The sequence below is a fragment of the Streptomyces sp. NPDC091280 genome (assembly GCF_044768565.1).
In the GTDB taxonomy this organism is placed as follows: Bacteria; Actinomycetota; Actinomycetes; order Streptomycetales; family Streptomycetaceae; genus Streptomyces.
Map to the genome: position 1 here is coordinate 223,027 of NZ_JBIVUZ010000006.1, position 23,413 is coordinate 246,439.

The 23,413-nt window shown below is 71.5% G+C and carries 20 protein-coding genes; 13 read left to right on the forward strand and 7 right to left on the reverse strand.

Annotation, left to right across the window (positions count from 1 at the left end):
• Nucleotides 1-100: 100 nt before the first annotated feature.
• On the reverse strand, nucleotides 101-760 hold the full coding sequence (locus tag ACIQPR_RS19805; protein ID WP_403649903.1) for a YceI family protein: 660 nt from the start codon (nucleotides 758-760) through the stop codon (nucleotides 101-103).
• Nucleotides 761-929: 169 nt separating this feature from the next.
• The gene (locus tag ACIQPR_RS19810) at nucleotides 930-1,712 is read right to left on the reverse strand and encodes a polysaccharide deacetylase family protein (protein WP_403649906.1); all 783 of its coding nucleotides are present in this window, start codon (nucleotides 1,710-1,712) and stop codon (nucleotides 930-932) included.
• Between the two features lie 310 nt (nucleotides 1,713-2,022).
• Here ACIQPR_RS19810 and ACIQPR_RS19815 point away from each other — a divergent pair, with 310 nt between their 5' ends.
• Nucleotides 2,023-2,727 carry a hypothetical protein gene (locus ACIQPR_RS19815; RefSeq protein ID WP_403649909.1) on the forward strand — a complete coding sequence of 235 codons (705 nt, stop codon included), beginning with the start codon at nucleotides 2,023-2,025 and terminating at the stop codon, nucleotides 2,725-2,727.
• A gap of 100 nt (nucleotides 2,728-2,827) precedes the next feature.
• On the opposite strand, the gene ACIQPR_RS19820 is transcribed toward ACIQPR_RS19815, so the two are convergent.
• On the reverse strand, nucleotides 2,828-3,769 hold the full coding sequence (locus ACIQPR_RS19820; protein ID WP_403649912.1) for a WD40 repeat domain-containing protein: 942 nt from the start codon (nucleotides 3,767-3,769) through the stop codon (nucleotides 2,828-2,830).
• Between ACIQPR_RS19820 and ACIQPR_RS19825 the strand changes: the two genes are divergently transcribed.
• Complete coding sequence (locus ACIQPR_RS19825; RefSeq protein ID WP_403649915.1) at nucleotides 3,770-4,258, forward strand: pectinesterase family protein; 489 nt, start codon at nucleotides 3,770-3,772, stop codon at nucleotides 4,256-4,258.
• A 183-nt stretch (nucleotides 4,259-4,441) separates the two neighbouring features.
• Here ACIQPR_RS19825 and ACIQPR_RS19830 read toward each other — a convergent pair whose 3' ends face one another.
• The gene (locus ACIQPR_RS19830; RefSeq protein ID WP_403649918.1) at nucleotides 4,442-5,242 is read right to left on the reverse strand and encodes a helix-turn-helix domain-containing protein; all 801 of its coding nucleotides are present in this window, start codon (nucleotides 5,240-5,242) and stop codon (nucleotides 4,442-4,444) included.
• 364 nt (nucleotides 5,243-5,606) lie between these two features.
• A complete protein-coding gene (locus ACIQPR_RS19835; protein WP_403649922.1) occupies nucleotides 5,607-6,233 on the reverse strand; it encodes a TetR/AcrR family transcriptional regulator in 627 nt (208 codons plus the stop codon).
• 135 nt (nucleotides 6,234-6,368) lie between these two features.
• Between ACIQPR_RS19835 and ACIQPR_RS19840 the strand changes: the two genes are divergently transcribed.
• The 5 genes from ACIQPR_RS19840 to ACIQPR_RS19860 are packed head-to-tail and all read left to right on the forward strand — an operon-like array spanning nucleotide 6,369 to nucleotide 13,720.
• Entirely contained in the window at nucleotides 6,369-7,514 is a 1,146-nt protein-coding gene (locus ACIQPR_RS19840) for a VOC family protein (RefSeq protein WP_403649925.1), read from the forward strand.
• Nucleotides 7,511-8,449 (forward strand): fumarylacetoacetate hydrolase family protein, encoded by a 939-nt coding sequence (locus ACIQPR_RS19845; RefSeq protein ID WP_403649928.1) that lies wholly within the window; start codon nucleotides 7,511-7,513, stop codon nucleotides 8,447-8,449. Before ACIQPR_RS19840 ends, ACIQPR_RS19845 begins: the two co-directional genes overlap by 4 nt.
• Nucleotides 8,450-8,468: 19 nt before the next feature.
• Entirely contained in the window at nucleotides 8,469-10,046 is a 1,578-nt protein-coding gene (locus tag ACIQPR_RS19850) for a bifunctional 3-(3-hydroxy-phenyl)propionate/3-hydroxycinnamic acid hydroxylase (RefSeq protein ID WP_403649931.1), read from the forward strand.
• A complete protein-coding gene (locus tag ACIQPR_RS19855) occupies nucleotides 10,043-12,175 on the forward strand; it encodes an acetoacetate--CoA ligase (RefSeq protein WP_403649934.1) in 2,133 nt (710 codons plus the stop codon). Before ACIQPR_RS19850 ends, ACIQPR_RS19855 begins: the two co-directional genes overlap by 4 nt.
• Nucleotides 12,176-12,181: 6 nt before the next feature.
• Nucleotides 12,182-13,720: an MFS transporter gene (locus tag ACIQPR_RS19860; RefSeq protein WP_403649937.1), complete on the forward strand. Its 1,539-nt coding sequence runs from the start codon at nucleotides 12,182-12,184 to the stop codon at nucleotides 13,718-13,720.
• 124 nt (nucleotides 13,721-13,844) lie between these two features.
• On the opposite strand, the gene ACIQPR_RS19865 is transcribed toward ACIQPR_RS19860, so the two are convergent.
• Both ACIQPR_RS19865 and ACIQPR_RS19870 read right to left on the reverse strand, forming a co-directional pair.
• The gene (locus tag ACIQPR_RS19865; RefSeq protein ID WP_403649939.1) at nucleotides 13,845-14,042 is read right to left on the reverse strand and encodes a ferredoxin; all 198 of its coding nucleotides are present in this window, start codon (nucleotides 14,040-14,042) and stop codon (nucleotides 13,845-13,847) included.
• A 21-nt stretch (nucleotides 14,043-14,063) separates the two neighbouring features.
• Nucleotides 14,064-15,248 carry a cytochrome P450 gene (locus ACIQPR_RS19870; protein WP_403649942.1) on the reverse strand — a complete coding sequence of 395 codons (1,185 nt, stop codon included), beginning with the start codon at nucleotides 15,246-15,248 and terminating at the stop codon, nucleotides 14,064-14,066.
• Between the two features lie 227 nt (nucleotides 15,249-15,475).
• Here ACIQPR_RS19870 and ACIQPR_RS19875 point away from each other — a divergent pair, with 227 nt between their 5' ends.
• From ACIQPR_RS19875 to ACIQPR_RS19900, 6 genes are all read left to right on the forward strand, one after another.
• On the forward strand, nucleotides 15,476-16,246 hold the full coding sequence (locus ACIQPR_RS19875; protein WP_403649944.1) for a TetR/AcrR family transcriptional regulator: 771 nt from the start codon (nucleotides 15,476-15,478) through the stop codon (nucleotides 16,244-16,246).
• Nucleotides 16,247-16,286: 40 nt separating this feature from the next.
• A complete protein-coding gene (locus ACIQPR_RS19880; protein WP_403649947.1) occupies nucleotides 16,287-17,156 on the forward strand; it encodes an alpha/beta fold hydrolase in 870 nt (289 codons plus the stop codon).
• Nucleotides 17,153-18,052 carry an alpha/beta fold hydrolase gene (locus ACIQPR_RS19885; RefSeq protein ID WP_403649950.1) on the forward strand — a complete coding sequence of 300 codons (900 nt, stop codon included), beginning with the start codon at nucleotides 17,153-17,155 and terminating at the stop codon, nucleotides 18,050-18,052. The genes ACIQPR_RS19880 and ACIQPR_RS19885 overlap by 4 nt, the downstream gene beginning before the upstream one ends.
• Nucleotides 18,049-19,626, forward strand: a complete 1,578-nt coding sequence (locus ACIQPR_RS19890; protein ID WP_403649953.1) for an FAD-dependent monooxygenase — start codon at nucleotides 18,049-18,051, stop codon at nucleotides 19,624-19,626. The genes ACIQPR_RS19885 and ACIQPR_RS19890 overlap by 4 nt, the downstream gene beginning before the upstream one ends.
• Entirely contained in the window at nucleotides 19,623-20,981 is a 1,359-nt protein-coding gene (locus ACIQPR_RS19895) for an amidohydrolase family protein (RefSeq protein WP_403649956.1), read from the forward strand. The genes ACIQPR_RS19890 and ACIQPR_RS19895 overlap by 4 nt, the downstream gene beginning before the upstream one ends.
• A gap of 185 nt (nucleotides 20,982-21,166) precedes the next feature.
• Nucleotides 21,167-23,404: an MMPL family transporter gene (locus ACIQPR_RS19900; RefSeq protein WP_403649958.1), complete on the forward strand. Its 2,238-nt coding sequence runs from the start codon at nucleotides 21,167-21,169 to the stop codon at nucleotides 23,402-23,404.
• The last annotated feature ends 9 nt before the right edge of the window (nucleotides 23,405-23,413 follow it).

Sequence of the window (23,413 nt, forward strand, 5' to 3'; positions counted from 1 at the left end):
GGGTCGGCGCGTGCGGCGGGTCTCCGGGCAACTGGGCATGTGTTCATGACAACCGTTGCGGAATCGCCTTGTCAATGACGGTTCGCGTGGCGCGGTCTCGTCAGCGGGTCGGCATCGTCCTGATCGCGGCGATGTCGAACTGGAGCCGTACCTTCTCGCTCACCATCGCACCGCCCTCCGCCAGCCGGGAGTTGTAGGTCAGGCCCCAGTCGGAGCGGTCGATCGTGGTGGTGCCGTCGAAGCCGACCCGTTCCACGTCGAACGGGTCGGTGACATGTCCGATGTAGGTGAGTTCAAGGACCACGGGACGGGTGACGTCCTTGATGGTGAGGTCGCCGAGCATCCGGTAGACATCGTTGCCGGCCGTTTGCACGGCCGTACTGGCGAACCGCATCCGCGGATAGGTCGCGGAGTCCAGGAAGTCGCGCCCCACCAAGTGGGCGTCGCGCTGTTCCACTCCGGTGTCGACACTGCCGGTGGACACGATGATCTCGGCTCGTGAACGGGCCGGGTCGCGGCCGTCGAAGTAGAGTCGGCTTTTGTATTCGGCGAAGGACCCGCGCACGGTCGTCACCATGGCGTGCCGGACGGAGAAACCGATCCGGCTGTGCGCGGGGTCGATCATCCACTCGCCGGTCAGCGCCGCCAGACCGGGATCGGGCAGGCCGGAGGCGCTGAACGCCGGTGGGGCGGCGGGTCGTTGCGGAACGGCGGGGGAGGCCGGGCGGCGGAGGGGCGCAGCACGGTTGAACAGATTCATGATTCACGTAGTTACTGCACGGGTGATAGCGCCGCAACCCCGCACGGTGAATCGACAGCAGCGCGAATCGGCACTGACACGGTTAAATACCGCCACCTCACCGGCCGTTCCACATTTCCCTCACATATTCGCCACCCGAGAACGGCGACCGTCAATTCGAGCGCGCTCTTCAGCGCACCGGGAAACCGAACGAATAGCCCTGCTGCTTCAGCCACGGCAGGATCTCGCGCAGCGCGGCCACGGTCTCGGAGCGGTCGCCGCCCGCGTCGTGGAACAACACGGTCGGCCCGTTGGGCAGTTCGCTCTTGACGGTGGTCACGATGGTCGCGGTGCCCGGGAGTTCGAAGTCCTTGGAGTCGACGTTCCAGCCCAGCGGGCGCATGCCGTGCGCGGCGGCGAGATGACGGCTGTACGGAGTGAACGCGCCGCCCGGCGCCCGGTAGTACAGCGGCCGTACGCCCCCGGAGGCCTTGGTGATCATGGCGGCGGCGTTCAGGATCTCCTGCTTCTGGTAGGCCTCGGACTTCTTGTCCATGGTGGTGTCGTGCGACACCGAGTGGTCGCACAGCCGGTGCCCGGCCGCCACGACCGCCTTGACCAGGTCGGGATGGGCCGCGGCCTGGGGGCCCACCATGCAGAAGGTGGCCTTCACCCCGTACTCCTTGAGCACTTGGAGCACCTGCGGGGTCCAGGTCGGGTCCGGACCGTCGTCGATGGTGATGTTGACGCCCCGCGCGCCCTTGTCGGAGGCATGCACGATCTCCGCCGACACGGCCGCCACCTCGGCCTGGGCGGGAGCCGCGGCGCCGGGGCGCGCGTGGGCGCCGCCCCGCTGCGCGTCCACCACACCGGCCTGCGCGGTCCACACCGACGTGGCCGCCGCCACCGCCGTCACACCCAACGCCGCCGCGATGACCCGGCCGTACCAACCCCGCCCGCCATGACGTGCCATGTCCGCCCTGTTCCCTGTCCTGTTGTCCGCTTCCGTGCATTCGTCAGGACGGTTTAAACGAGCGAGGGGATCCCGCTGTTACGGATTACGGACAATTTTCCGGGAGTTCGAGACCGGCGCACGCCCTGGCGCGCAACGGAGAGCACGGGCGCGTGAGTTGAACGGGCCCGCCGTCCGGTGACCCGCGTGCGGAATTGATCGGCTCCGGGGCACGGCTGGCGATCAACCACCCCGGGGGGAACGTTGGTGTCGACGCAGGTCGCACGGTTGATGCGGCCTACCGCGCCGACCGCGCAGAGGAGACACGACGGTGACCATCAACATCGACACGCGCCCCGACGGGGATGCCCCGACGCCACGCGCGAAGCGGGCCACGGGGCGCAAGCTGATGGGGCTGCTGGCGTTCGGACTGGCCCCGCTCGTGGTGATCGCGGCCCCCGGGACCGCCTCGGCGGCCGGCTCGGTGTGCCTGGAGAACGCGGACGGCTCGCAGGACGACATCGCCGGCAACTGGTCGACCCCCGACAAGACCGTCTCGGTGACCACTCAGCAGGCCTCCAACACCTGGCAGGACTGGACGTGGCGGGGCCCGACGTTCCAGTGCCCCTGGAACGTCTCCAGCTGCTCCTACGCCTGGCAGCAGTCCAAGACCACGGGCTGGAGCTGGTCGGTCGGACTCAACGTCAAGACCCCCACCGCCCTGGGCAAGTTCGTGAGCGAACTGGCCGCGCTCACCCCCTCGTACGGGCGCAACGGCTCCACCACCACCTCGTACACCTTCACGACCACCCTGAGCCCGGGCCAGTTCGCCCAGCCGATCCAGGTCGTGCAGCGCCGCTGGACGCAGGGTGTCTACCGGGGCGTCTACCACTCGACCGGGAAGCGGTGCACGTCGAGCCCGTCCAACCCGAACCACAGCGCGTACTTCTTCACCTGGTCCCCCAACGAGCGCTGGGGCAGCTGGACGACCAACCTCAAGGTCAGCGACTACGGGACGTACAACGTCTGGAAGTGACCGCTCCGGTGCGGCACCTCGCCCACCGCGGCGGAGTGCCGCACCGGCTCACCGGCCCACCGGCTTGTCCGAGACGGCGCGCAGCCCGTTCCGCCCCGGATCAGTGGCCGCAGACCTCGCGATACGGCGCGTCGGGTACGTAGGTGTGCCACTGGGCCCGCGTCAGTTCGGCCTCGCCGGTGCGGGCGCAGATCGTGTCGACGGCCCGGTCGGCGCGGATGTCGTAGCGCTGGAGCGGGGCGTGGGCGCCGGTCGCGTAGACCGTGGTGCTGTCCGGGGCGAAGGCGAGCGAGGAGATGGCGTCGCCGGGGGTGGTGAGGGGGTCGCCCAGGGGCTGCTGGGTGGCGATGTCCCACAGCTGGAGTGTGCCGGCGTCGCCGCCGACGGCGAGGGTCCGTCCGTCGGGGCTGACCGCGAGCGCGCTGACGGCCTCGGCCGAAGCGCCGAGCGGCGCGGGAAAGGCGGTGCGCAGGACACCCGCGCGGTGCTCCAGCGAACCGTCCCACAGAGTGACCCGTCCGGCCCGGTCACCCACCGCCAACAGCGAACCGTCCTGGGCGAAGGCGAGGGCACCGACCCCGTCGCCGCGCACGAGACCGTGCACGCGGACCGGGCCCAGGGGCAGCCGCACGACGTGGTCTGCCCCCACGAGCAGACGCCCGTCCGGGCTGACGGCCAGATCGGTGCCCGCCACGTCCCGGTACACGGCCGTCCGGCGGTGCCGTGCGGTGTCCCACGCCTCGTCGCCGGGTTCACCGGTGGTGGGAGTGCGTACGGCGTACAGGGAACGGCCGTTCGGGCCCAGGGCGAGTGACGTGACCGTTCCCTCGGACGCGGGGTCCGTGAGGTCCAGTGTGGTGCGCGGGTGGTCGCGAACCAGGTCCCAGAGGGCGACTCGCTGCGGTGCGGTCGGCACGCCGGGAGCGGAGACACCGTAGGCGAGCGTGTCGCTCCCGGGGCTGAAGGCCAGTAGCGCCCGGGTGGCCCGCGCGAGGGCCCGACCGGTGCGGGGGACGGGCAGCGGCGGCAGTGTTCGCAGCACATGTCCGTCGTGGGCGTCGAGCAGTCGGAACCGGTAGCCGGTCGTGGTGCGTTCATCTTCGGCAACGCCACCGCGGTGTTCGACCGGGACAACATCGCCGTGCGGAACTGGACCGGCGGCGCGATCCTGGCTCCCAACACCGTCGCGAGCAAGAAGTACGGCATCCTCGTCACCGGCAGCACGATCTACACCAACGGCGTGCCGGCGAACACGATGTACCTGGGCCGGCCCTGGCACAACGCGGCCGACGTCTCGCCCCAGGCGGTCGTCCGTGACACCACCGTCAACTCCGGCATCACCGCCGCGCACCCGTGGACCGACATGACCACGGACTACTCGTGGACCCAGGCCCGGTTCAAGGAGTACGACAACACCGGTCCCGGCGCGGGCGTCGGCGCCAACGCCCCGCAGCTGACGGCCTCCGAGGCCGCCGACTACACCGCTCAGAAGTACCTGGCGGGCACGGACGGCTGGAACCCCGTCTTCTGACGGTCCTCCGTCCCGCGCCCCACCCGTCGGGGGGCCGGTGACGCCGTTCGCGGCCGAGAGAGCGTGACACCTCCGTGCGTGGTGTCACGCTCTCTCGGGTACGACGGCCCGCGCGGAGAGCCGCCCTGCTGTGCCGGGCCTTCGTGGCTGGTTCACGTGGGGTGGCTCCTGACCACCACCGGCTCATTCGGGACAGTGCGTCCTGCGGTACTCCCGCGGCGGCACACCGTAGACCGACCGGAAGTTCTTGCTGACCATCGCCGCGTCCGGCATGCCCCAGTCGGCGGCCAGTTCACCTATTCTCCGGTGCCGCATATCCGGATCGGCGAGGTCGTGCGCGAAACCTTCCAGACGGCGGCGCTTGATGTACTGCATGACGGTTTCGCCGGTGGGCTCGAACAGTCGATGCAGTTGCCGTAACGATATGTGATGCTCGGCCGCGAGTGTCGCCGGAGTGACCCCGAAGCGGCCGAGCTGCCTTTCGATGGATTCCTTCACCTCGGCCAGGAGCCGGACACTGTCGTCCGGGTGGTGGTCGCCCATCTCGGCGTACGTGATGCGCGCCATGGACATACCGAGAATACGAACGATGTGCTCCAGGCCGGGGTCGAGTTCGCCGTCGGTGTTCCATATTTCCGTGGCCAGCGCCCCGAGAAGGGGAAAGAGCAGCGATCCGGCCGGTGTCTTCTCGTGCCTCCGTACGACCCGGAAGGCTCCGCCGTTCGCGGTCGGCATTCCGTCCGTCGTCCCGCCCGCGAAGCGTATGACGAGCAGCCGCGAGAGGGGCGGCGCGTGGAACGAGAAGTCGACAGTGCCGTCGGTGACGATCAGGGTGTCCGCGTCGATCTCCACGGCACGTCCCTCGTGGACGGTGGCTGCGGTCCCGGCCGGCGTGTAATAGATGGCGCATTGCCGCTGAGGAATGGAATGGATTGTGCCGTCCTCGAACTTGATGACGGTCGGCCCGCAGTCGACGGTCTTCACTTCGAGTCCATGCTCATCAGTAAGGAAAGGAGATTTCCCGGAATTATCCACGGAGGTCCAACCCACGCTGTGCAGGCTCAGGCTTTTCTCTTACTTTCTCACCTTGTCCAACTTTCAAGGAATTAATTCTTTCCGAATACACTCAACGATATGAAGCCGATTTTCGGCCATCCTCTCCGGATGGCCGAATCCAATCGGATGGCAAAGTTATCCCATCCTGTCGGCCATGTATGGTTGCCCCGGAGTAAGGAAACCTGTTACTAAACAAAAAGCCCTCCCCTCCTTACCTGTCGGGGAATTGGCATATTCCCTCGCGCGGTCGCACTTCCTCGAATGGGTGGACGGGTCGCGGGGAGGGGCCCGGTCAGGGCAGTGGGCGCCGGGCGACCTCGTGGGCGTCGTCCGGTGCGAGGCCCAGCATGAGCAGGACCATCTCGGCGAGCGCCGAAGCGGCCTCGTCGCCGTCCAGGTCGGGGCGGGCGAACCGCAGCTCCACCAGCGACAGCAGGGTGCCGCCCAGTGCGGACAGGGCGACGACCGGCTCGGCGGTGGCGAAGCGGCCGGAGGCGATGCCGGCCTGGAGGTCGCGCAGGGCCCGGCGGGTCAGGCCGTTGTCGGTGTGCAGATGACCGAGGCCGCGGTGGCGCACCACCTGCATGAGTTCCGGATGCGACTCGGCCATGCGGGCGCTGAGCCGGAAGCCGGACGCGAGCAGTTCCGCCGGGTCGTCGATCCCGGCCAGCCGCTCGTCGAAGGTCTGCCCGAACTCCTCCAGGGCGTCCACCACCGCCGCTTCGAAGAGGTCCGTCTTGGACTCGAAGTGGTTGTAGAAGGAGCCGAAGCCCACATCCGCGCGTTCGGCGATCGCCTGGATGCTGGCGCTGGTGTCCCCGGTCTCGGCGAGGATCTGCCGGGCGGCGCGGACGAGCGCCCTGCGGGTCTCGGCGCGGCGTCGCTCGAACCGGTTGCTGGGCGGGGCTGACGTGGGCATGCGGCCGATTCTAGCCGCGGGGCCCGAAGGTTCCACAACTCTGATGCACTCATCACTTTATTGGCCCTGATCTATTGACGCGTGTTCCTCCAGAGTTGATGATTTCCTCATCAAGGAACGTCACTGGAGGACGCCATGTCTGAAACACGCGAGGCCGCGGCGGTCGTCGCGACCCCCCACCGGGACCTCCACGGCGAGCGGGGCGCCCTGCGCGGCGAGCACCCCGGCCGCTCCCGGAACCCGGTGATCAAGGTCGCCGACCTGGCCTGGCTGGAGTTCGAGAAGCCCGACCTGGACCGCGCCGAGGTCTTCGCCCGCGACTTCGGCTTCGGCGTCGCCGCCCGCACCGCGAGCGAACTGTGGCTGCGCGGCACCTTCGCGGGCTCGCCCTGCATGGTGATCCGCCGGGGCCGTACGTCCCGGTTCATCGGCCCGGCCTTCCGCGCCGCCGAACGCGCCGACCTGGACCGGCTGGCCCGGCAGACGGGTACGGCCGTACGGGACGCGCAGGTGCCCGGCGGCGGCAGGGCGGTCCACCTGCTCGACCCCTCCGGCTTCCCGGTACGGGTCGTCGACTGCGCCGAGCGGCTGCCCACGCTGCCCGGACAGCGGCCCCTGCCACTGAACTTCGGCACGGAACACCGTCGGACGAACACCGCGCAGCGCCCGCCGCGCGAACCGTCCCGGATCCAGCGCCTGGGTCATCTCGTCCTGGAGACAAGGGTGTTCGGCCGCGCGCTCGACTGGTACCTGGACACGCTCGGCATGCTCGTCTCCGACTTCCTGTTCCTCGACGGGCAGCGCGACCGGGGACCGACCATGGCGTTCCTCCGCTGCGACCTCGGCGACGTGCCCGCCGACCACCACACGCTGGCCATGCACCTGGGACCGGGCACGGGATACGTCCACTCCGCCTACCAGGTCACCGACCTGGACTCCATCGCGGCCGGCGGCGCATACCTCAACGAGCGCGGCTACCGGCGCAGTTGGGGCATCGGCCGGCACATCCAGGGCAGCCAGCTCTTCGACTACTGGCGCGACCCCGACCACTTCATGCTGGAGCACTTCGCCGACGGCGACCTCTTCTCCCACGACCTGGAACCCGGCTGGGCACCCATGTCGGCGAGCGGACTGGCCCAGTGGGGGCCGCCCGCCACCCGCGACTTCCTCGGCACGAACCCGTCCCCCGCGAGGGTCCGCGAGGTGCTGCGCGCCCTGCGCGGCGACAACGAACTCGACCCGGCACGCCTGTTGGGCCTGATGAAAGCGATGACCTCATGAGCACCAATGTCCTGCGCACGGCCGACGGCTGGTGGGTGGTGCGCGCCGCGCACGCCGTCCCCGTGGCCACCAAGGCCGCCACGACCGCCGAACTGCTCGCCGACCGGGACGCCGTACGCGAGGCGGCCGACTCCGGCCGACCCGGCGCGCCCCTCGCCGACCTGGTCGCGCTGTCGCCGGTCACCACCCCGTGCCGGGTCGTCGCCCAGATGGTCAACTACCGCAGCCACGCCCGCGATTCGGGCTTCACCGGCGACATCCCGCCCGCCTTCTTCCGCAAGGCGTCCGGCTCGGTCAGCGGCCCCGGCGACACCATCGTCCGCCCGCCGCACGTGCGGTTCCTCGACTACGAGATCGAACTGGGCCTGGTCATGGGCGCCCCGCTGCCCGTCGGCACCGTCGTCGAGGAGCGGGACCTGCCCTCGTACGTCGCCGGGCTCGTCGTCACCAACGACGTCAGCGCGCGCGACGTCCAGCTGACCAAGACCCAGTTCTACGAGAGCAAGTCGTACCCGACCTTCACACCGGCCGGCCCCTTCCTGGCCCTGCTGGAGCCCGAGGACTTCGCCCATCTCCTCGACCTGCGGCTGAAGTTGTCGGTCAACGGCGAGTTGCGCCAGGACCGCACCCTCGCGGACATGATCGTCCGTCCCGCGCGGGCCCTCACCCTGCTGGCCCGGTTCCAGGCCCTCGACCCCGGTGACCTGCTGCTCACCGGCACCCCCGGAGGAACGGCCCTGAAGGCCCCGCCCAAGCCGGTCGAGAAGATCGGCGCGCTGCTGCCGCCCGCGACGAAGTGGAAGGCGTTCTTCAAGACCCAGGCCAAGAACCCCCGTTACCTGCGCGCGGGCGACATCGTCACCGCCGGCATCGCCACCCCGGACGGCCGCATCGACCTGGGCGAGCAGCGCACGCCCGTGGCCGACGCGCACTGAGAACCGAAACGAGCCGCACATGACCGTCGAGCACACCTCGGCAGACGTACCCGTGGTGATCGTCGGCGCCGGGCCCGTGGGCGTCACCGCCGCCCTGCTGCTCGCCCGGCACGGCGTACGGACCGTCGTCCTCGAACGCCACCACGACGTCTACCCGCTGCCCCGCGCCGTCGCCACCGACGACGAGGTGCGCAGAATCCTCCAAGCCGCCGGAGTCGCCGACGAGTTCGCCACCGTCGCCCGCCCCGCGCGCGGCCTCCGACTCCTGGACGCCCGGCACCGCGTGATCGCCGAGTTCCCCAGGTCCCCGCACGGCCACCACGGCTACCCGCAGACCAGCATGTTCGACCAGCCCGAGCTGGAACGGCTGCTGCGGGACGAGCTGGGCCGCCGCCCGGAGTGCGAGCTGCGGCGTGGTGCGGAGGTGACGGCGATCGAGCAGGACGGCGCCGGACCGGTCCGCGTCACCTATCACGACGGCGAGGGCGAGCGCGTGCTGTCCGCCGCCGCGGTCCTCGGCTGTGACGGCGCCGGCGGTCTCACCCGCGCCTCGATCGGGGCGAGTTGGGAGGATCTGCGGTTCGAGGAGCACTGGACCGTCGTGGACGTCACGACCAACGCCCCCGTCCGCTGCTGGGAGGGCGTCGACCAGGTCTGCGACCCGCACCGCCCGGCCACCTTCATGCGGATCGGTGAGGACCGCTACCGCTGGGAGTTCCGGCTGGGGGAGGGCGAGGAACTCGACGACCGGCGGCTGCGCGAGCTGATCGCCCCCTGGATCCCCGCCACCGACGACCTCCAGGTCGTTCGGCAGGCCCGCTACACCTTCCGCGCCCGCGTCGCCGACCGCTGGCGCCGCGGCCGGATCTTCCTCCTCGGCGACGCGGCCCACCTCACCCCGCCGTTCGTCGGACAAGGCCTGTGCTCGGGACTGCGCGACGCCCGCAACCTGACGTGGAAACTCGCCCGCGTCCTCCAACAAGGCGCAGACGAAGCCCTGTTGGACACCTACGAACGGGAACGCAAACCGCACGCCCGGCATGTGATCCGCCTCGCCGTCGCCACCGGCTGGGCCATGACCGGCGGCCAGGACCGCGCGGCGGCCCTGCGCCGTATCGCGGTGGCGACCGCCTGCCGCATCCCCGGCGTGACCGCGAGAGCGGGCCGGGACCTCGGCCGACCACTCCCCGCCGGTCCACTCGTACGCCGTGGCCGGCTCGGCGGCACGCTCTGTCCGCAGCCCCGGGTGACGGCCGAGGACGGCCGACGCGTCCCCCTCGACGACCTGCTCGGCGACTCCTTCGCCGTACTGACCGCCGTCCCGCTGCCGCCCGCACCGCGCGCCCTCGCGGACGGACTCGGCGCCCGGATCGTCGACGTCCGCGAAACCGGCGACGACGGGACCCTCGCCGCCTGGCTGCGCGCGGGCCGCGCCGACGCCGTACTGCTGCGCCCCGACCGCGTCGTCCTGGACACCGTCCCGTCCGGCGGCGACGACCTCACCGACACCGCCGCCTGGGCTCCGCTGCTCCGCACCGCCCGAGGGCCCGCCCAACAGCCCCTGACCACCCGCCTGTCGAGGAGCACCGCCCGATGACGACCCCGCAGCCCACCCCGTTCTGGACCCCCGACCCGGAATCCGCCGCGAACAGCCGGATGGCGGACTTCGCCCGCCGGGCCGGGCTGGACCCCGCCGACCATCTCGCCCTCCACCGCTGGTCGGTGACCGACCTGGAAGGCTTCTGGGGCGCGGTCTGGGACTACTTCGACATCGACGCGGACAGTCCCTACGACCGGGTCCTCGCCGAGGAGACCATGCCCGGCGCCCGCTGGTTCACCGGCGCCACCCTCAACTACGCCCACCACGCGCTGCGTAGACCCGGCGACGACGACGTGGCGATCGTCGCCCTGGACGAGACGGGCTCCGGCCACGAGGTGACCGGCGGACGGCTCCGCGCCCAAGTCGCCTCGGTCGCCGCCACCTTGCGGGACCTCGGGGTCGGCCAGGGCGACCGCGTGGTCGGCTATCTGCCCAACACCCCGCACGCGATCGTCGCCTTCCTGGCCGCCGCGAGCCTCGGCGCGGTCTGGTCGGTGTGCGGACAGGACTACGCGCCCAGGGCGGCGGCCGACCGCTTCGCCCAGCTCGAACCCACCGTCCTGATCGCCGCCGACGGCTACCTCTTCAACGGCACCACCCACGACCGCCGCGAGGCCGCCCTCCAACTCGCCCGTACCTTGCCGACGTTGAAGGCGACGGTCCTGGTCGACCACGTCGGCCTGCCGGGCCTGTCCGCCGACTACCCGTCGCTGATCGTCTCCTGGGAGGATGCCGCCACCCGCACCGAACAACTCGCCTGTGCGCCCGTGCCGTTCGACCACCCGCTGTGGGTCGTCTTCTCCTCCGGCACCACCGGCCTGCCCAAAGGCATCGTCCACGGACACGGCGGTGTCCTGCTGGAGCACCTCAAGACGCTCGGCCTCCAGTCCGACCTGGGCCCCGGCGACCGGCTCCTGTGGTACACCACCACGCACTGGATGATGTGGAACCTGGTCGCCTCCACCCTGCTCACCGGCGCCACGACCTGCACCTACGACGGCAGCCCTGCCCTCCTCACCCGGCCGGACATCCTCTGGGAGCTGGCGGCCCGGCACCGCGTCACCCTCTTCGGCACGAGCCCCCAATACCTGCTCGGCATGGCCAAGTTCGGCATCGACCCGTCCGTCCACGACCTGTCGGCCATCCGCGCGGTCGGCTGCACCGGCTCCGCCCTGCCGGCCTCCGCCCACCCCTGGGTCCGCGACCACCTCGGCGACCGGGTCCAGCTCGCCTCCGTCAGCGGCGGCACGGACGTCGTCTCCGGATTCGCCGGCGGAGCCCCCCTCGCCCCCGTCTGGGCGGGCGAACTATCCACCCCCTGCCTGGGCGTCGCCCTGGCCGCGTACGACGAGGAGGGCTACCCGGTCGTCGACCAGGTCGGCGAACTGGTCGTCACCCGCCCCATGCCGTCGATGCCCCTGTACTTCTGGAACGACCCCGACGGCACCCGCTACCGCGAGGCCTACTTCTCCGCCTACCCCGGCGTCTGGCGCCACGGCGACTGGATCACCCTCACCTCGCACGGCTCGGTGATCGTCCACGGCCGCTCCGACTCCACCCTCAACCGCAACGGCGTACGCCTCGGCAGCGCCGACATCCACGACGTCGTGGAGCAACTCCCGGAGATAACCGAGGCGTTGGTCATCGGCGCCGAGGAACCGGACGGCGGCTACTGGATGCCGCTGTTCGTGGTCCTCGCGGCCGGCGCCGAACTGGACGACGCGCTGCGCGAGCGCGTCCGCGAGGCGATCCGGACCGGCGCCTCACCACGCCACGTCCCCGACGAGATCATCGAGGTGCCGGCCGTCCCGCACACGCGCACCGGGAAGAAGCTGGAGGTCCCGCTCAAACGCCTGCTCCAGGGAGCTCCCATCGAGCTGGTCGTCAACCCCGCCGTCGTAGACGAACCCGGCCTGCTCGACCACTTCGTCCGCCTCGGCGACGAACGCCGCGCCCGGCGGCTCGGCCGCCCGCGACCGGAGTCGACACCCGATTCCACACCCGACCGGACACCCGATTCCACACCCGATCCGACACCGGATTCCGCACCCGATTTCACACTTGATTCCGCACCCCCCACCCGCACGGCTCCGCTCGGGTCCGCCGAGCGACCCACCACCCACTGAGGCCTCATGACCACCACCCCCCTCCCGCAGAAGGCCGAGTCCGCGGACACCGGCCGTGCCGGAACCCGCGGCGTGCTCTTCGCGATGTGCCTGTCGCTCGTCCTGGTCGTCGCGTCCGTCTCCGCGCTCAACCTCGCCCTGCCCGACCTCGCCATCGATCTGTCGGCCTCCAACAGCGCCCTGACCTGGATCGCCGACGCCTACACGGTCACCCTGGCGGCCCTCGTCCTGCCGCTCGGCGCGATCGGCGACCGCGTCGGACGCCGTAACGTCCTGATCGTCGGCACCGTCGTATTCGGTGCCGCCTCGCTGGCCGCCTCCTTCGCCGACACCACCAACACCCTCATCGCCTGGCGGGCGGTCATGGGGCTCGGCGCCGCGATGATCATGCCGGGCACACTGTCGACGATCACCGCCGCCTTCCCGCCCGAGCAGCGCGCCAAGGGGGTGGCCACCTGGTCCGGGTTCGCCGCGGCGGGCGCCATCATCGGCATGCTCGCTGCGGGCGCCCTCCTGGAGCGGTTCTCCTGGCGGTCGATCTTCGTCACCAGCGCGGCGGCGGCCCTCGTCGCCGCGTTCGCCGCCCTGTCGCTGGCCCCCAACACCAAGGACGACCACCCGCACCGGCCCGACGTGGCCGGGGCGGTCAGCACCGCGCTGGCGATCGGCACGCTCGTCTTCGGGATCATCGAGGGCAACGAGAAGGGCTGGACGGAACCCGTGGTGCTCGGCGCCTTCGCCGTCACCGTCGTGTCCTTCGCGGTCTACGGCTACCTCGGCCTGCGCACCGAACACCCGCTCCTCGACCCGGCGTTGTTCGGCATCCGCGGCTTCCGCGCGGGCGCGATCACCGTCCTCGTGCAGTTCATGGCCGTCTTCGGATTCTTCTTCGTCGGCCTCCAGTACCTCCAACTCATCCTGGGCTACAGCCCGTTGAAGGCCGCCGTGGCCCTGCTGCCGGTGGCCGTGGTGGTCATGCCGGTCTCTGTCGTCACCCCGCGCATCGTGCGCCGGGCCGGTATGAAGGCGACGATGACCGTCGGCCTCCTCCTGCTCGGTGCGGGCCTGTTCCTCATCTCCCTGCTCGACGTGGACTCCGGCTATCCGCCGTTCCTCGGCGGCCTTGTTCTGGCGGGCTTCGGGATCGGCCTGAGCGGGGTGGTCGGCACCGCCGCCATCACCGGCTCCCTCGGCAGGGGGCAGCAGGGCGTGGCGTCGGCGATGAACGACACCACCCGCGAGGTCGGTTCGGCGGTCGGGATCGCCCTCATGGGTTCGATCTACGGCAGCCACTACCGCTCGTCCCTGCCCGACTCGGTGGCCCAACTCCCAACCGGGACGGCGGAGTCCGTACGCCACTCCGCAGCCGCCGGCCTCTACGTCGCCGACCGGCTGGGCGCACGGGGCGCCGCCCTGGCCGATGGTGTGAAGGCGGCCTTCATGGACGGCCTGTCGGCCTCGCTGATCGCGGTCTGCGTCATCGTCCTCGCCGCCGCGCTCGGCGCCCTGCTCCGCGCCCCGAAGGCCCCGCCCACCGAGCATTGACCGTGCCACCGAGCGTTGACCGCGCCGACCGAGCGTTGACCGCGCGCCGAGGCCCCCCACCCGCACGGGTGGGGGGCCTCGGCGCGCCGACACCAGCTCCCGTCACACCGGTTTCGGGGGACGCTCAGTCCGACGCGCTCAGTGCCGTCACCGGGCAGGACCGGACGGCGGCCCGGGCGGCGGACAGGTGCTCGGCGGGGACACCGGAGCCGCCGTAGGCGTAGACGGGCTCGGCGTCGTCGTTCAGGTCGAGCACGGCGGGCGCCTGTACGGCGCACAGGCCGTGGCCCTCGCAGCGGTCGCGGTCGATGGTGATCCTCATGATCGGTCTCCCCGGTCCCGCTCAGGCGGGGACGAGCCTGAGCGGCAGGCGCTCGAAGCGGCGGATGATGTTGTTCAGGGCCCACTCGGGGGTCCCGGCGGGCTCGATGCGCTCCACGCGTTCGGCCAGCGCGCGCAGCACGGCCTGGGTCTCCATGCGGGCCAGCCCCTGCCCGGCGCAGCCGTGTGCGCCGTAGCCGAAGCCGAGTTGGCGGGCGGCGTTCCGGCGCACGTCGAAGGTGTCCGGGGCCTCCCACTCGCGGGGGTCGCGGTTGGCGGAGGCGTAGACGATCAGCACGCGCGAGCCCTCGGGGACGAGCGTGCCGGACAGTTCCACGTCCCGGGCCGTCCTGCGTGCGAAGGCGCGCAACGGGGACTCGAAACGGACGACTTCGTTGACCGCGTTCGGGATGAGACCCGGGTCCTCCCTGAGCGCCCGCCACTGGTCGGGGTGAGCGGCGAACAGGTGCAGGGCGGTGGAGATCGCGCTGATGGTGGTGTCGAGGGACGGCGCCAGGTAGTCGATCATCATCGCCGGGCACTCGGCGTGCGGGAACCGGCCCTCGTCGGCGGCGCGCAGGACGTCGTGGCCGAGGCTCCCCTCGGGCGCCGAGCGGTCCCGGACCACGCGCCGGGCGAACCGCAGCATGCCGAGGGAGGCGGGAGCGGTGCGTACGGACCGCCGGTTGAGCGGGCCGAGCGCGTCGAAGGTGGCTCCGGCCCAGCGCAGCAGGTGCGCACGGCCCTCCTGCGGCCAGCCGACGAGGTCGGGCACCACCGCCATCGGCAGCGCGGTCGCCAACTCCACGCCGTCCACGCACTGTTGGGCCACGGCGGCGTCCACCACCTCGACGGCCTGCCGCTCGACGGTCTCCGTCATGGCGCGCAGTGCCCTCGGGGTGAGCCGGTGGGCGACCAGGGCGCGGCGGCGGGCGTGGTCGTCGCCGTCGCTGCTCAGGGTCGTGCCGCGGCTGAGGCGGTTGGCGACGGGATTGAGGGCCACGCCTTCGCCGGAGAGGAAGGAGTCGGGGTCGAGCAGCGCGGCCCGGCACTCGCCGTAGCGGGGCAGGGCGTAGGCCTTCTGGCCGCGCAGCCGCACCACGGGGCCGAGTTCGCGGAGCCGGGCGTAGTGGGGGTGGGGGGTGCGGATGGCGTCGGCCGAGTAGAGGTCGGGGTCGTAGACCGGGACTTGGGTACGCGTGGTCATCCGGATCCTTTCCGGGCGGAGCCGCGAGGTCGGCAGCCGGCGAGGGAGTGGGGGCAGGTGCGCGTCCCCGGTCCCGATGGGGCTGTCCGGTCCGGGTGGTGCCTGCGCCGGACGCGATCCCCGGGGCGGTCATGATGAGGGACGGGAGTCGCGTGCGGTCGTGCGGCCGGGCGCCCTCGCCATTTATCGGATACATCGTTACCGTAAACCGTGTGGAGGTCAACCCCGTGCCCAGTCCCGAAGTCGACGGTCCCGCTCCGGGGACACCGCAGTGGTGGGCCGCGCGCCAGGACCGCGCCGCGCCGCCGCCGAGGCGGGGCCGGCCGGCGCGGTCGCCGGAGCCGATCGTCGACGCGGCCGTCCTGCTCGTGGACGAGGTCGGCGCGGACGCCTTCGGGATGCGGCTGCTGGCCGAGCGGCTCGGCACCGGCACCGCGACGCTCTACCGCCACTTCACGGGCAAGGAGGAGATCGCGGTACTGGTCGTCGACCGGCTGTTCGCCGCCGTCGCTGCCATCGACGCGACCGGCGCGACCGGCGTGGAGTCCGGCGACGCGCGCCGACCCGAGACCTGGCAGGACGCGGCCCGCGAGATCTGCGGACGCTTCCTGCGGACACTCGCCGACCACCCGAACGTGCTGCCGCTGCTCGTCTCGCAGGTCCCCGTCGGGCCGAACGCCCTGCTGGTGCGCGAGCGGGCCGTCGCGACACTGGTCGGCTTCGGCTTCCCGCCCCGCCTGGCCGCCCGCGCCTACACGACCCTCGCGCACTACGTCATCGGATTCGCCGTCCAGCAGTACGCCCCCGGCTCGCCCGGCCCCGCGGAGTCGGCGGCCCTCGGCGACTACTTCCGGGCCCTCGATCCCGAGGTGTACCCCTGCACGGTCGCCGCCGCCGACGCCCTGACCTCGGTGTCGGTCGAGGACGAGTTCATGGAGGGGCTGCGCTTCGTCCTCGCCGGCATCGAGGGCGCGCGGACGTGGGCGGCGAACACGTGAGCGCTTGACATTCATGAATAACGGATACATCGTATCCGTTATGAGTGAACGGAGTCAGCGGAGTCAGCGGAGTCAGCGGACCCAATGGTGTGCACCGGATCCCGACGCGACGTTCGTGTCGGTCGACGGCCTGCGCGTGCACTACCGGCGCACCGGACAGGGACGGCCCGTCCTGCTGCTGCACGGCAGCGGATCGTCCCTGCACGGCATGGAACAAGTGGCGGAACTCCTGGCCGCGACCGGGGAGTTCGAGGTCGTACGGCCCGACCTGCCGGGCTTCGGTTTCACCGGCCCGCGGGCCGACCGCGACTACCGCGTGCGGACCTACGCCTCGACCCTCGCCCGGTTCATGGCTGCCCTGGGACTGTCCGCATACGCCGTCATGGGCAACTCGCTGGGCGGCAACATCGCCTGGAACCTCGCACTGGACCACCCGGAACGCGTGACGGACCTCGTCCTGGTCAACGCCACCGGCTACCCGGAGAAGTCGCTGCCCCAAGGTCTGCGCCTGGCCCGCAACCCACTGCTCGGGCCGCTGCTGCGCAGATGGCTCCCGCGCGCCGCCACCGCACGCAATCTGCGCGCGCTCGTCGGACCGGGCTCCACCCTGGTCGACGACGACCTGGTCGACCGGGTGCACACCCTGATGAGCCGCCCGGGAAACCGGTCCGCGTTCGTCGACCTCGCCAACACCCAACAGGCCGACCGCAGCGCCGAGATCGCGCGGATCTCCGTGCCCACGCTGGTGCTGCGCGGCCCCGGGATCGACGGGCAGCACTTCGCCCGGGACATTCCCGGAAGCGTGGAACTGGTGCACCGCGACGGCGGGCATCTGCTGCCGGAGGAGGACCCGCAGTGGGTGGCCGGAGCGGCGGCCCACTTCCTCGGCGTACCGGGGGAGGCGCGATGAGGTACTTCACGGCGCACGGCGAGCACCGCCGGCTCGACAGTGTCTCCCGACGCGAACTCCGGGGAAGTTTCGTGGAGTTGTCCGACGGCGTCACCCACTACGAGCTGACCGGACCGGACGACGGCGAACTGGTCCTGCTCCTCGGCGGGCTCACCATCCCGCTCTTCTACTGGGACGACCTCGTCGCCGTACTCCACACACACGGACTGCGCACCCTCGCCCTCAGCGCCTACGGGCGCGGCTACTCGGACCGCGTCGAGGCCGTCCACGACGAGGACCTGTTCGTACGCCAGCTCACCGAACTCGGCGCAGCCCTCGGCCTGGACGGCCCCCGGCACGTGGTGGGCACCTCGATGGGCGCCCTCGTCGCGATGGCCTACGTCACCCGGCAGCCCGCCCTGACCACGACCCTGACCCTGGCCGGTCCCGCCGGGCTCGGCGCACCGGCCGCGCCCGGGTGGCTGCTGCGCAGCGACACCCTGGTGCGGACGGTCGCCCGCCGCTTCGGCCGGCGCATCCTCGAACGCCACCTGTCCCACAACGTCGGCGACCCCCGTTTGGCCGCCCGGCTGACCGCGATGATCCTCGACAGCTACACCTACGAGGGCTCGCTGTACGCCATGTTCGCGACCCTCCAGGGCATCCCGCTGGCGGACCGCGCCGAGACCTACCGGCGAGCGGCCCAGGCACGGGTACCCACCCTGCTGCTCTGGGGAGCCGACGACCGCGTGACCCCGCTCGACGGCCTCGACCGGGCGGTCGAACTGCTCCGCCCGGACCGCTTCCACGTCATCGAGGACTGCGGCCACATGGCCCCCTACGAACGCCCCGGCGAGGTCGCCGCCGAACTGGTGGCGTTCATGACCTCCGCCGAAGCCCGAAGGCCCCGCTCATGAACGACACCCCGGACCGCGCCACGCACCGCACGACCACCGACGTCCTCGTCGTCGGCGCCGGACCCACCGGCACCGCGCTCGCCGTCGACCTCGCCCGCCGGGACGTCGACGTCCGCGTCGTCGACCGGTCCGCGCACGCCTTCGACGGTTCCCGTGCCAAGGGCGTCCAGCCCCGCACCCTGGAAGTGCTCCACGACCTGGGCGCACTGGCCGACGTCCTCGACGGAGGCAGCCCCTACCCGCCCCTCGGCATCCACCTCGGGCCGCTGACGCTGCCCTGGCGGATGTACCGGGTGCGCCGGGCGACGGTGGACGTGCCGTACCCCAACACCTGGCTGATCCCGCAGTACCGCACCGACCGCGTCCTGCACGCCCGGCTCGGGCGCCTGGGCCACGAGGTCGAGTTCGGCAGGACGCTGGAGCACTTCACCCAGGGACCCGAGACCGTCACCGCTACGGTCGTCGGCGAGGATGGCGCCGTGGAGGAGATCACCGCCCGCTACCTCGTCGGAGCCGACGGCGGCTCCAGCACCGTACGCAGGCAGCTCGGGATCGAGTTCACCGGGACGACCGACGAACAGGACCGGATGATCATCGTGGACGCGGAGACGAGCGGTCTCGCGCCGGACCGGTGGCATGTGTGGCCCGGTCCCGGCGGCAGGTTCGTCGGCGCCTGCCCCCTCCCGCACACCGGCCTGTTCCAGTGGATGATCCGGCTGGCGCCGGGGGAGGAGCCGGAACTCGACGAGCGATGGCTCACCGAGCGCATCCGGTCGCACACCCGCGACCGCCGCCTGACGCTGAGCGGAATCCGCTGGACCTCGGTGTTCCGGCCCAACATCCGGCTGGCCGCACGCTACCGCCGGGGGCGGGTGCTGCTCGCCGGCGACGCCGCGCACGTCCACACGCCGGCCGGCGCCCAGGGCCTCAACACCGGTGTCCAGGACGCCTACAACCTCGGCTGGAAGCTGGCCCAGGTGCTCGCCGGAGCGGACCGGGGGCTGCTGGACAGCTACGAGGCCGAACGGCTGCCGATCGCCGCCGCCGTGCTCGGCCTGTCCACCGAGAAGTACGAGGCGGTCGGCGCGTACCGTGCCTCGGCCGTCCGGCGCGGCAAGGACGAGAGCCAGCTCGCGCTGAGCTACCGGGACGGTCCGCTCGCCGCGGGCGGTGGGGACCGTACGAGGACACTCCGCGTCGGCGACCGGGCACCCGACGCCGAAGTGCCCGTCGCCGCCGACCTGTTCCGCCTCTTCGACCTCTGCCGCGGGCCGCACTTCACGGCCGTCGCCCACGGCACGCACGCCGAAGCGGCCCTGGACCGGATCGCCCGGCTCGACTGGCCGTCGGCCGGCGCGCGCCTGAAACGCGTCGTCCTCGCGACCGGCGACCCGCAGGCCCGTGGCATCCGCCGCGTCTATGGCCTGACCGGCGACACCCTGCTGCTCATCCGCCCGGACGGCTACATCGGCCACATCGCCACCAGGGACTGGTACGTCTCGACCCGCGCCGCCGTGCGCGCCCTGACACCGGCCCTCTTCAAGAAGCCCGCCGCCCCGGAGGTCTCCCGATGACCCGCACCCTGTTGCGCGGCGCCCGCGTGATCACCATGTCCCCGGGCCGGCCCGACGCCGAGCGCGTCGACATCCTCATCGACGGCGACCGCATCGAGGCCCTCCTCCCCGAAGTCCCCGAGCAGGTCCGGGAGGACACAGGAGAGCAAGCCGGAGGGGACGAGCACGGGGACATCGACGGGCACACAGAAGTCGTCGACCTCACCGACCGGATCGTCGTCCCCGGCCTGGTCAACGCCCACCTGCACACCTGGCAGACCGCGCTCCGCTCGGCCGGCGCCGACTGGACGCTGCTGGGCTATCTGCTCCGCCTCCACCTCGGCGTCGCCGCCCACTACACCCCCGACGACATGTGGATCGGGACCTTCGCCGGCGCCCTCAACCAGATCTCCCACGGGACGACGACCCTGGGCGACTGGTGCCACAACAACCACACCCCCGAGCACACCGACGCGGCGGTGCGGGGCCTGCGGGACTCCGGCATCCGCGCCGTCTATCTGCACGGCGTCCCGAACCGGGCCCCGGACGTCCCGCACCCCGTGGCCGAGATCGACCGGCTGCTCGCGGGCGCGTTCCGGGGCGGTGAGCTGCTCGGCCTCGGCATGGCCGTCAACGGACCGCACTACTCGAGCCCGGAAGTCGCCGTGGCGGACTTGCGGGCCGCCGAGGAACGCGGACTCGTCGCGTCGATGCACGAGAGCGGCGGCGCTCCGCCACCGGCCTGGGAGTCCGTGCGCGACGCCGGACTGTTCGGCCCGCGGACGAACATCGCGCACGGTGTCGGCCTCACCGAGGACTGGTTCAGGACCCTCGTCGAGGCCGGGGTCACCTTCACCAGCACCCCGGAGAACGAACTCGGCCAGGGACACGGAACGCCGGTCACAGGACAGTTGCTGCGCCTGGGTGCCGCCCCGTCGCTGGGCACCGATGTCGAGAGCGTCGTACCCGGGTCCGTCCTGTCCGCCGCCCGCATCGCGCTGGCCCATCAGCGCGGCCTCGACCACGAGCGGCGCCGCCGCGAGGGACTGCCGGCCGCGGAGACGCCGTCGGTCACCGCCCGGCAGGCCCTGTCCTGGGCCACCGTGGAGGGAGCCAGGGCACTCGGACTGAGCGACCGCGTCGGCCGGATCGCCCCCGGCATGCGGGCCGACCTGGTCGCCGTGGACACCCGCGTGCTCAACCTCTGGCCCGCCCACGACCCCGTCGCCACCGGGCTGCACGCCGACCTCGCCAACATCGAGGCGGTGATGATCGCGGGCCGCTGGCGCAAGCGCGACCACACCCTCGTCGGTGTCGACGTGACCGCGGTGAACGACGCCCTGCGCGCGTCGGGCGAACGGCTCCTCGCCCACTGACACCCGTCGGCCGACGTCCGGCGCCGCCCGCCCGAGGATGACGGGGTCTAGTACCGGGGTACTAGACCAGCCCTCGCTTTTGGGTCCCTCCGTACCGCTGAGCAGCCACGAACCGCTCCTAGCGTGAAGTCCAGGCCCGAGAAGGCCTCTCTTCCCTCCACTTCTCCGATCTCCGGGAGTACACCGTGGCCACGTTCCTGTACCGGCTGGGCCGGCTCGCCTTCCGGCGACGCCGACTGGCCACCTTGTTGTGGATCCTCGTACTGGCGGGTCTGGGCTTCGGCGCCGTCAGCACGTCGGGCAGCGCCAGCGACAGCTTCACCATCCCCGGCAGCCAGTCCCAGCGGGCCCTGGACCTGCTGGGCAAGGAGTTCCCGCAGGCCTCTGCCTCGGGAGCCACCGCGCGTGTCGTCTTCGAGACGGCGGATGGAAAGAAGCTGACGTCCGGCAGCGCCAAGAGCGAGGTCGACACCCTCGTCGCCGACCTGAAGAAGGCACCGCAGGTCGCGAACGTCTCCGACCCGTACACCGCCGGCGCGGTCAGCAAGGACGGGACGATCGCCTACACGCAGGTGACGTTCAAGGTCGCGCAGTCCGACGTCAGCGACGCGGCGAAGGACGCCCTGCACGAGGTGGCCGGCGCGGGTGACAAGGCGGGCCTGACCGTCAGCATGGGCGGCAACGCCGTCAAGGAGAAGACCTCCAGCGGCGCCGCCGAGCTGATCGGCATCGCGGTCGCGGCCGTCGCGCTCGTCATCACCTTCGGCTCGCTCGCCGCGGCCGGACTGCCGCTGCTGACCGCGCTGTTCGGGGTCGGCATGGCGATGCTGTCGATCACCCTCGCGACCCACCTGTGGAACCTCAGCTCCTCCGCCCCGACCCTCGCCCTGATGCTGGGCCTCGCGGTCGCCATCGACTACGCCCTGTTCATCGTCTCCCGCTACCGCAACGAACTGGCCGACGGCCACGACCCCGAGGAGGCCGCCGGGCGCGCCCTGGGCACCGCCGGATCCGCCGTGGTCTTCGCCGGTCTCACCGTGATCATCGCGCTGGTCGGACTCAGCGTCATCGGCATCCAGATGATGACCGACATCGGCCTGTCCGCCGCCTTCGCCGTCGCGGTCGCCGTCCTCATCGCACTGACCCTGCTGCCCGCCATGCTCGGCTTCGTCGGCCCGCGCATCACCAGGGGCAGGCTCAAGACCGAGAAGATGAAGAAGCTGGAGCGCGGCGAGGGCGAGGCGACGGGCGTGCGCTGGGCCCGTTTCGTCACCCGCAACCCGGTCAGGATGCTCGCCGTGTCCGTCGTAGGACTGCTGGCCCTCGCCGTTCCCGCCCTGTCGCTGGAGACGGCGATGCCCGACGACTCCGTCGCCGCCCCCAAGAGCAGCGCCCGTGTCGCCTACGACACCGTGACCAAGGGCTTCGGCGCCGGCTACAACGGCCCGCTGACCGTGGTCGTCGACGCCCGCGACAGCTCCGACGCCAAGGGCGCGGCGGCGGACGCGGTCACCCTGCTCGGCAAGATGGCCGACGTCGCCACCGTCAGCCCCGCCCAGTTCAACTCCTCCGGCGACGTGGCGCTGATCCGCGCCGTACCGAAGAGCTCCCCGAACGGCCAGCAGACCATCGACCTGGTCTCCGACATCCGCGACCAGGGCTCGGCGTACACCAAGGACACCGGGGCCGACATGATGGTCACCGGTACGACCGCCCTGAACATCGACGTCTCCGCGAAGCTCTCCGACGCCCTCGTGCCCTACCTCATGGTGGTCGTCGGACTCGCCCTGGTCCTCCTGCTGCTGGTCTTCCGCTCGGTGCTCGTCCCGCTCAAGGCCGCCCTCGGGTTCCTGCTGAGCCTGGCCGCCACCCTCGGTGTCGTGGTCGCGGTCTTCCAGTGGGGCTGGTTCGCGGGCGCCCTCGGCGTCGACCAGACCTCGCCGATCGTGAGCGTGCTGCCGATCTTCCTGGTCGGTGTGGTGTTCGGCCTGGCCATGGACTATGAGGTCTTCCTCGTCACCCGGATGCGGGAGGCCTACGTCCACGGGGCCGAGCCCACCGAGGCGGTCATCGCCGGTTTCAAGCACAGTGCCCGGGTGGTCACGGCCGCGGCGATCATCATGATCTCGGTCTTCGGCGGCTTCCTCCTCGACGACGTCGCGCTGATCAAGTCGATCGGTCTCGGCCTCGCCTCCGCCGTCCTCTTCGACGCCTTCGTCGTGCGGATGACCCTGGTGCCCGCCGTGATGACCCTGCTGGGCCGCCGGGCCTGGTCCCTGCCGAAGTGGCTCGACCGTGTCCTGCCCGACGTGGACGTCGAGGGCGAGAAGCTCCAGCACGCCCTGGCCGAGCGGCAGGACACCGACGACGAGGACGTCGTACGGCAGGAGCCGCTGACGCCCGCGTCACCCGGCCGGAGCTGACCCGACGGC

What these genes read in the sequence shown, in the direction of transcription:
- ACIQPR_RS19805 (WP_403649903.1), bottom strand. Translation starts at nt 760, where the DNA reads ATGAATCTGTTCAACCGTGCTGCGCCCCTCCGCCGCCCGGCCTCCCCC.
- ACIQPR_RS19810 (WP_403649906.1), bottom strand. Translation starts at nt 1,712, where the DNA reads ATGGCACGTCATGGCGGGCGGGGTTGGTACGGCCGGGTCATCGCGGCG.
- ACIQPR_RS19825 (WP_403649915.1), top strand. Translation starts at nt 3,770, where the DNA reads ATGTCCGTCGTGGGCGTCGAGCAGTCGGAACCGGTAGCCGGTCGTGGT.
- ACIQPR_RS19835 (WP_403649922.1), bottom strand. Translation starts at nt 6,233, where the DNA reads ATGCCCACGTCAGCCCCGCCCAGCAACCGGTTCGAGCGACGCCGCGCC.
- ACIQPR_RS19840 (WP_403649925.1), top strand. Translation starts at nt 6,369, where the DNA reads ATGTCTGAAACACGCGAGGCCGCGGCGGTCGTCGCGACCCCCCACCGG.
- ACIQPR_RS19845 (WP_403649928.1), top strand. Translation starts at nt 7,511, where the DNA reads ATGAGCACCAATGTCCTGCGCACGGCCGACGGCTGGTGGGTGGTGCGC.
- ACIQPR_RS19850 (WP_403649931.1), top strand. Translation starts at nt 8,469, where the DNA reads ATGACCGTCGAGCACACCTCGGCAGACGTACCCGTGGTGATCGTCGGC.
- ACIQPR_RS19855 (WP_403649934.1), top strand. Translation starts at nt 10,043, where the DNA reads ATGACGACCCCGCAGCCCACCCCGTTCTGGACCCCCGACCCGGAATCC.
- ACIQPR_RS19860 (WP_403649937.1), top strand. Translation starts at nt 12,182, where the DNA reads ATGACCACCACCCCCCTCCCGCAGAAGGCCGAGTCCGCGGACACCGGC.
- ACIQPR_RS19865 (WP_403649939.1), bottom strand. Translation starts at nt 14,042, where the DNA reads ATGAGGATCACCATCGACCGCGACCGCTGCGAGGGCCACGGCCTGTGC.
- ACIQPR_RS19870 (WP_403649942.1), bottom strand. Translation starts at nt 15,248, where the DNA reads ATGACCACGCGTACCCAAGTCCCGGTCTACGACCCCGACCTCTACTCG.
- ACIQPR_RS19880 (WP_403649947.1), top strand. Translation starts at nt 16,287, where the DNA reads ATGAGTGAACGGAGTCAGCGGAGTCAGCGGAGTCAGCGGACCCAATGG.
- ACIQPR_RS19885 (WP_403649950.1), top strand. Translation starts at nt 17,153, where the DNA reads ATGAGGTACTTCACGGCGCACGGCGAGCACCGCCGGCTCGACAGTGTC.
- ACIQPR_RS19890 (WP_403649953.1), top strand. Translation starts at nt 18,049, where the DNA reads ATGAACGACACCCCGGACCGCGCCACGCACCGCACGACCACCGACGTC.
- ACIQPR_RS19895 (WP_403649956.1), top strand. Translation starts at nt 19,623, where the DNA reads ATGACCCGCACCCTGTTGCGCGGCGCCCGCGTGATCACCATGTCCCCG.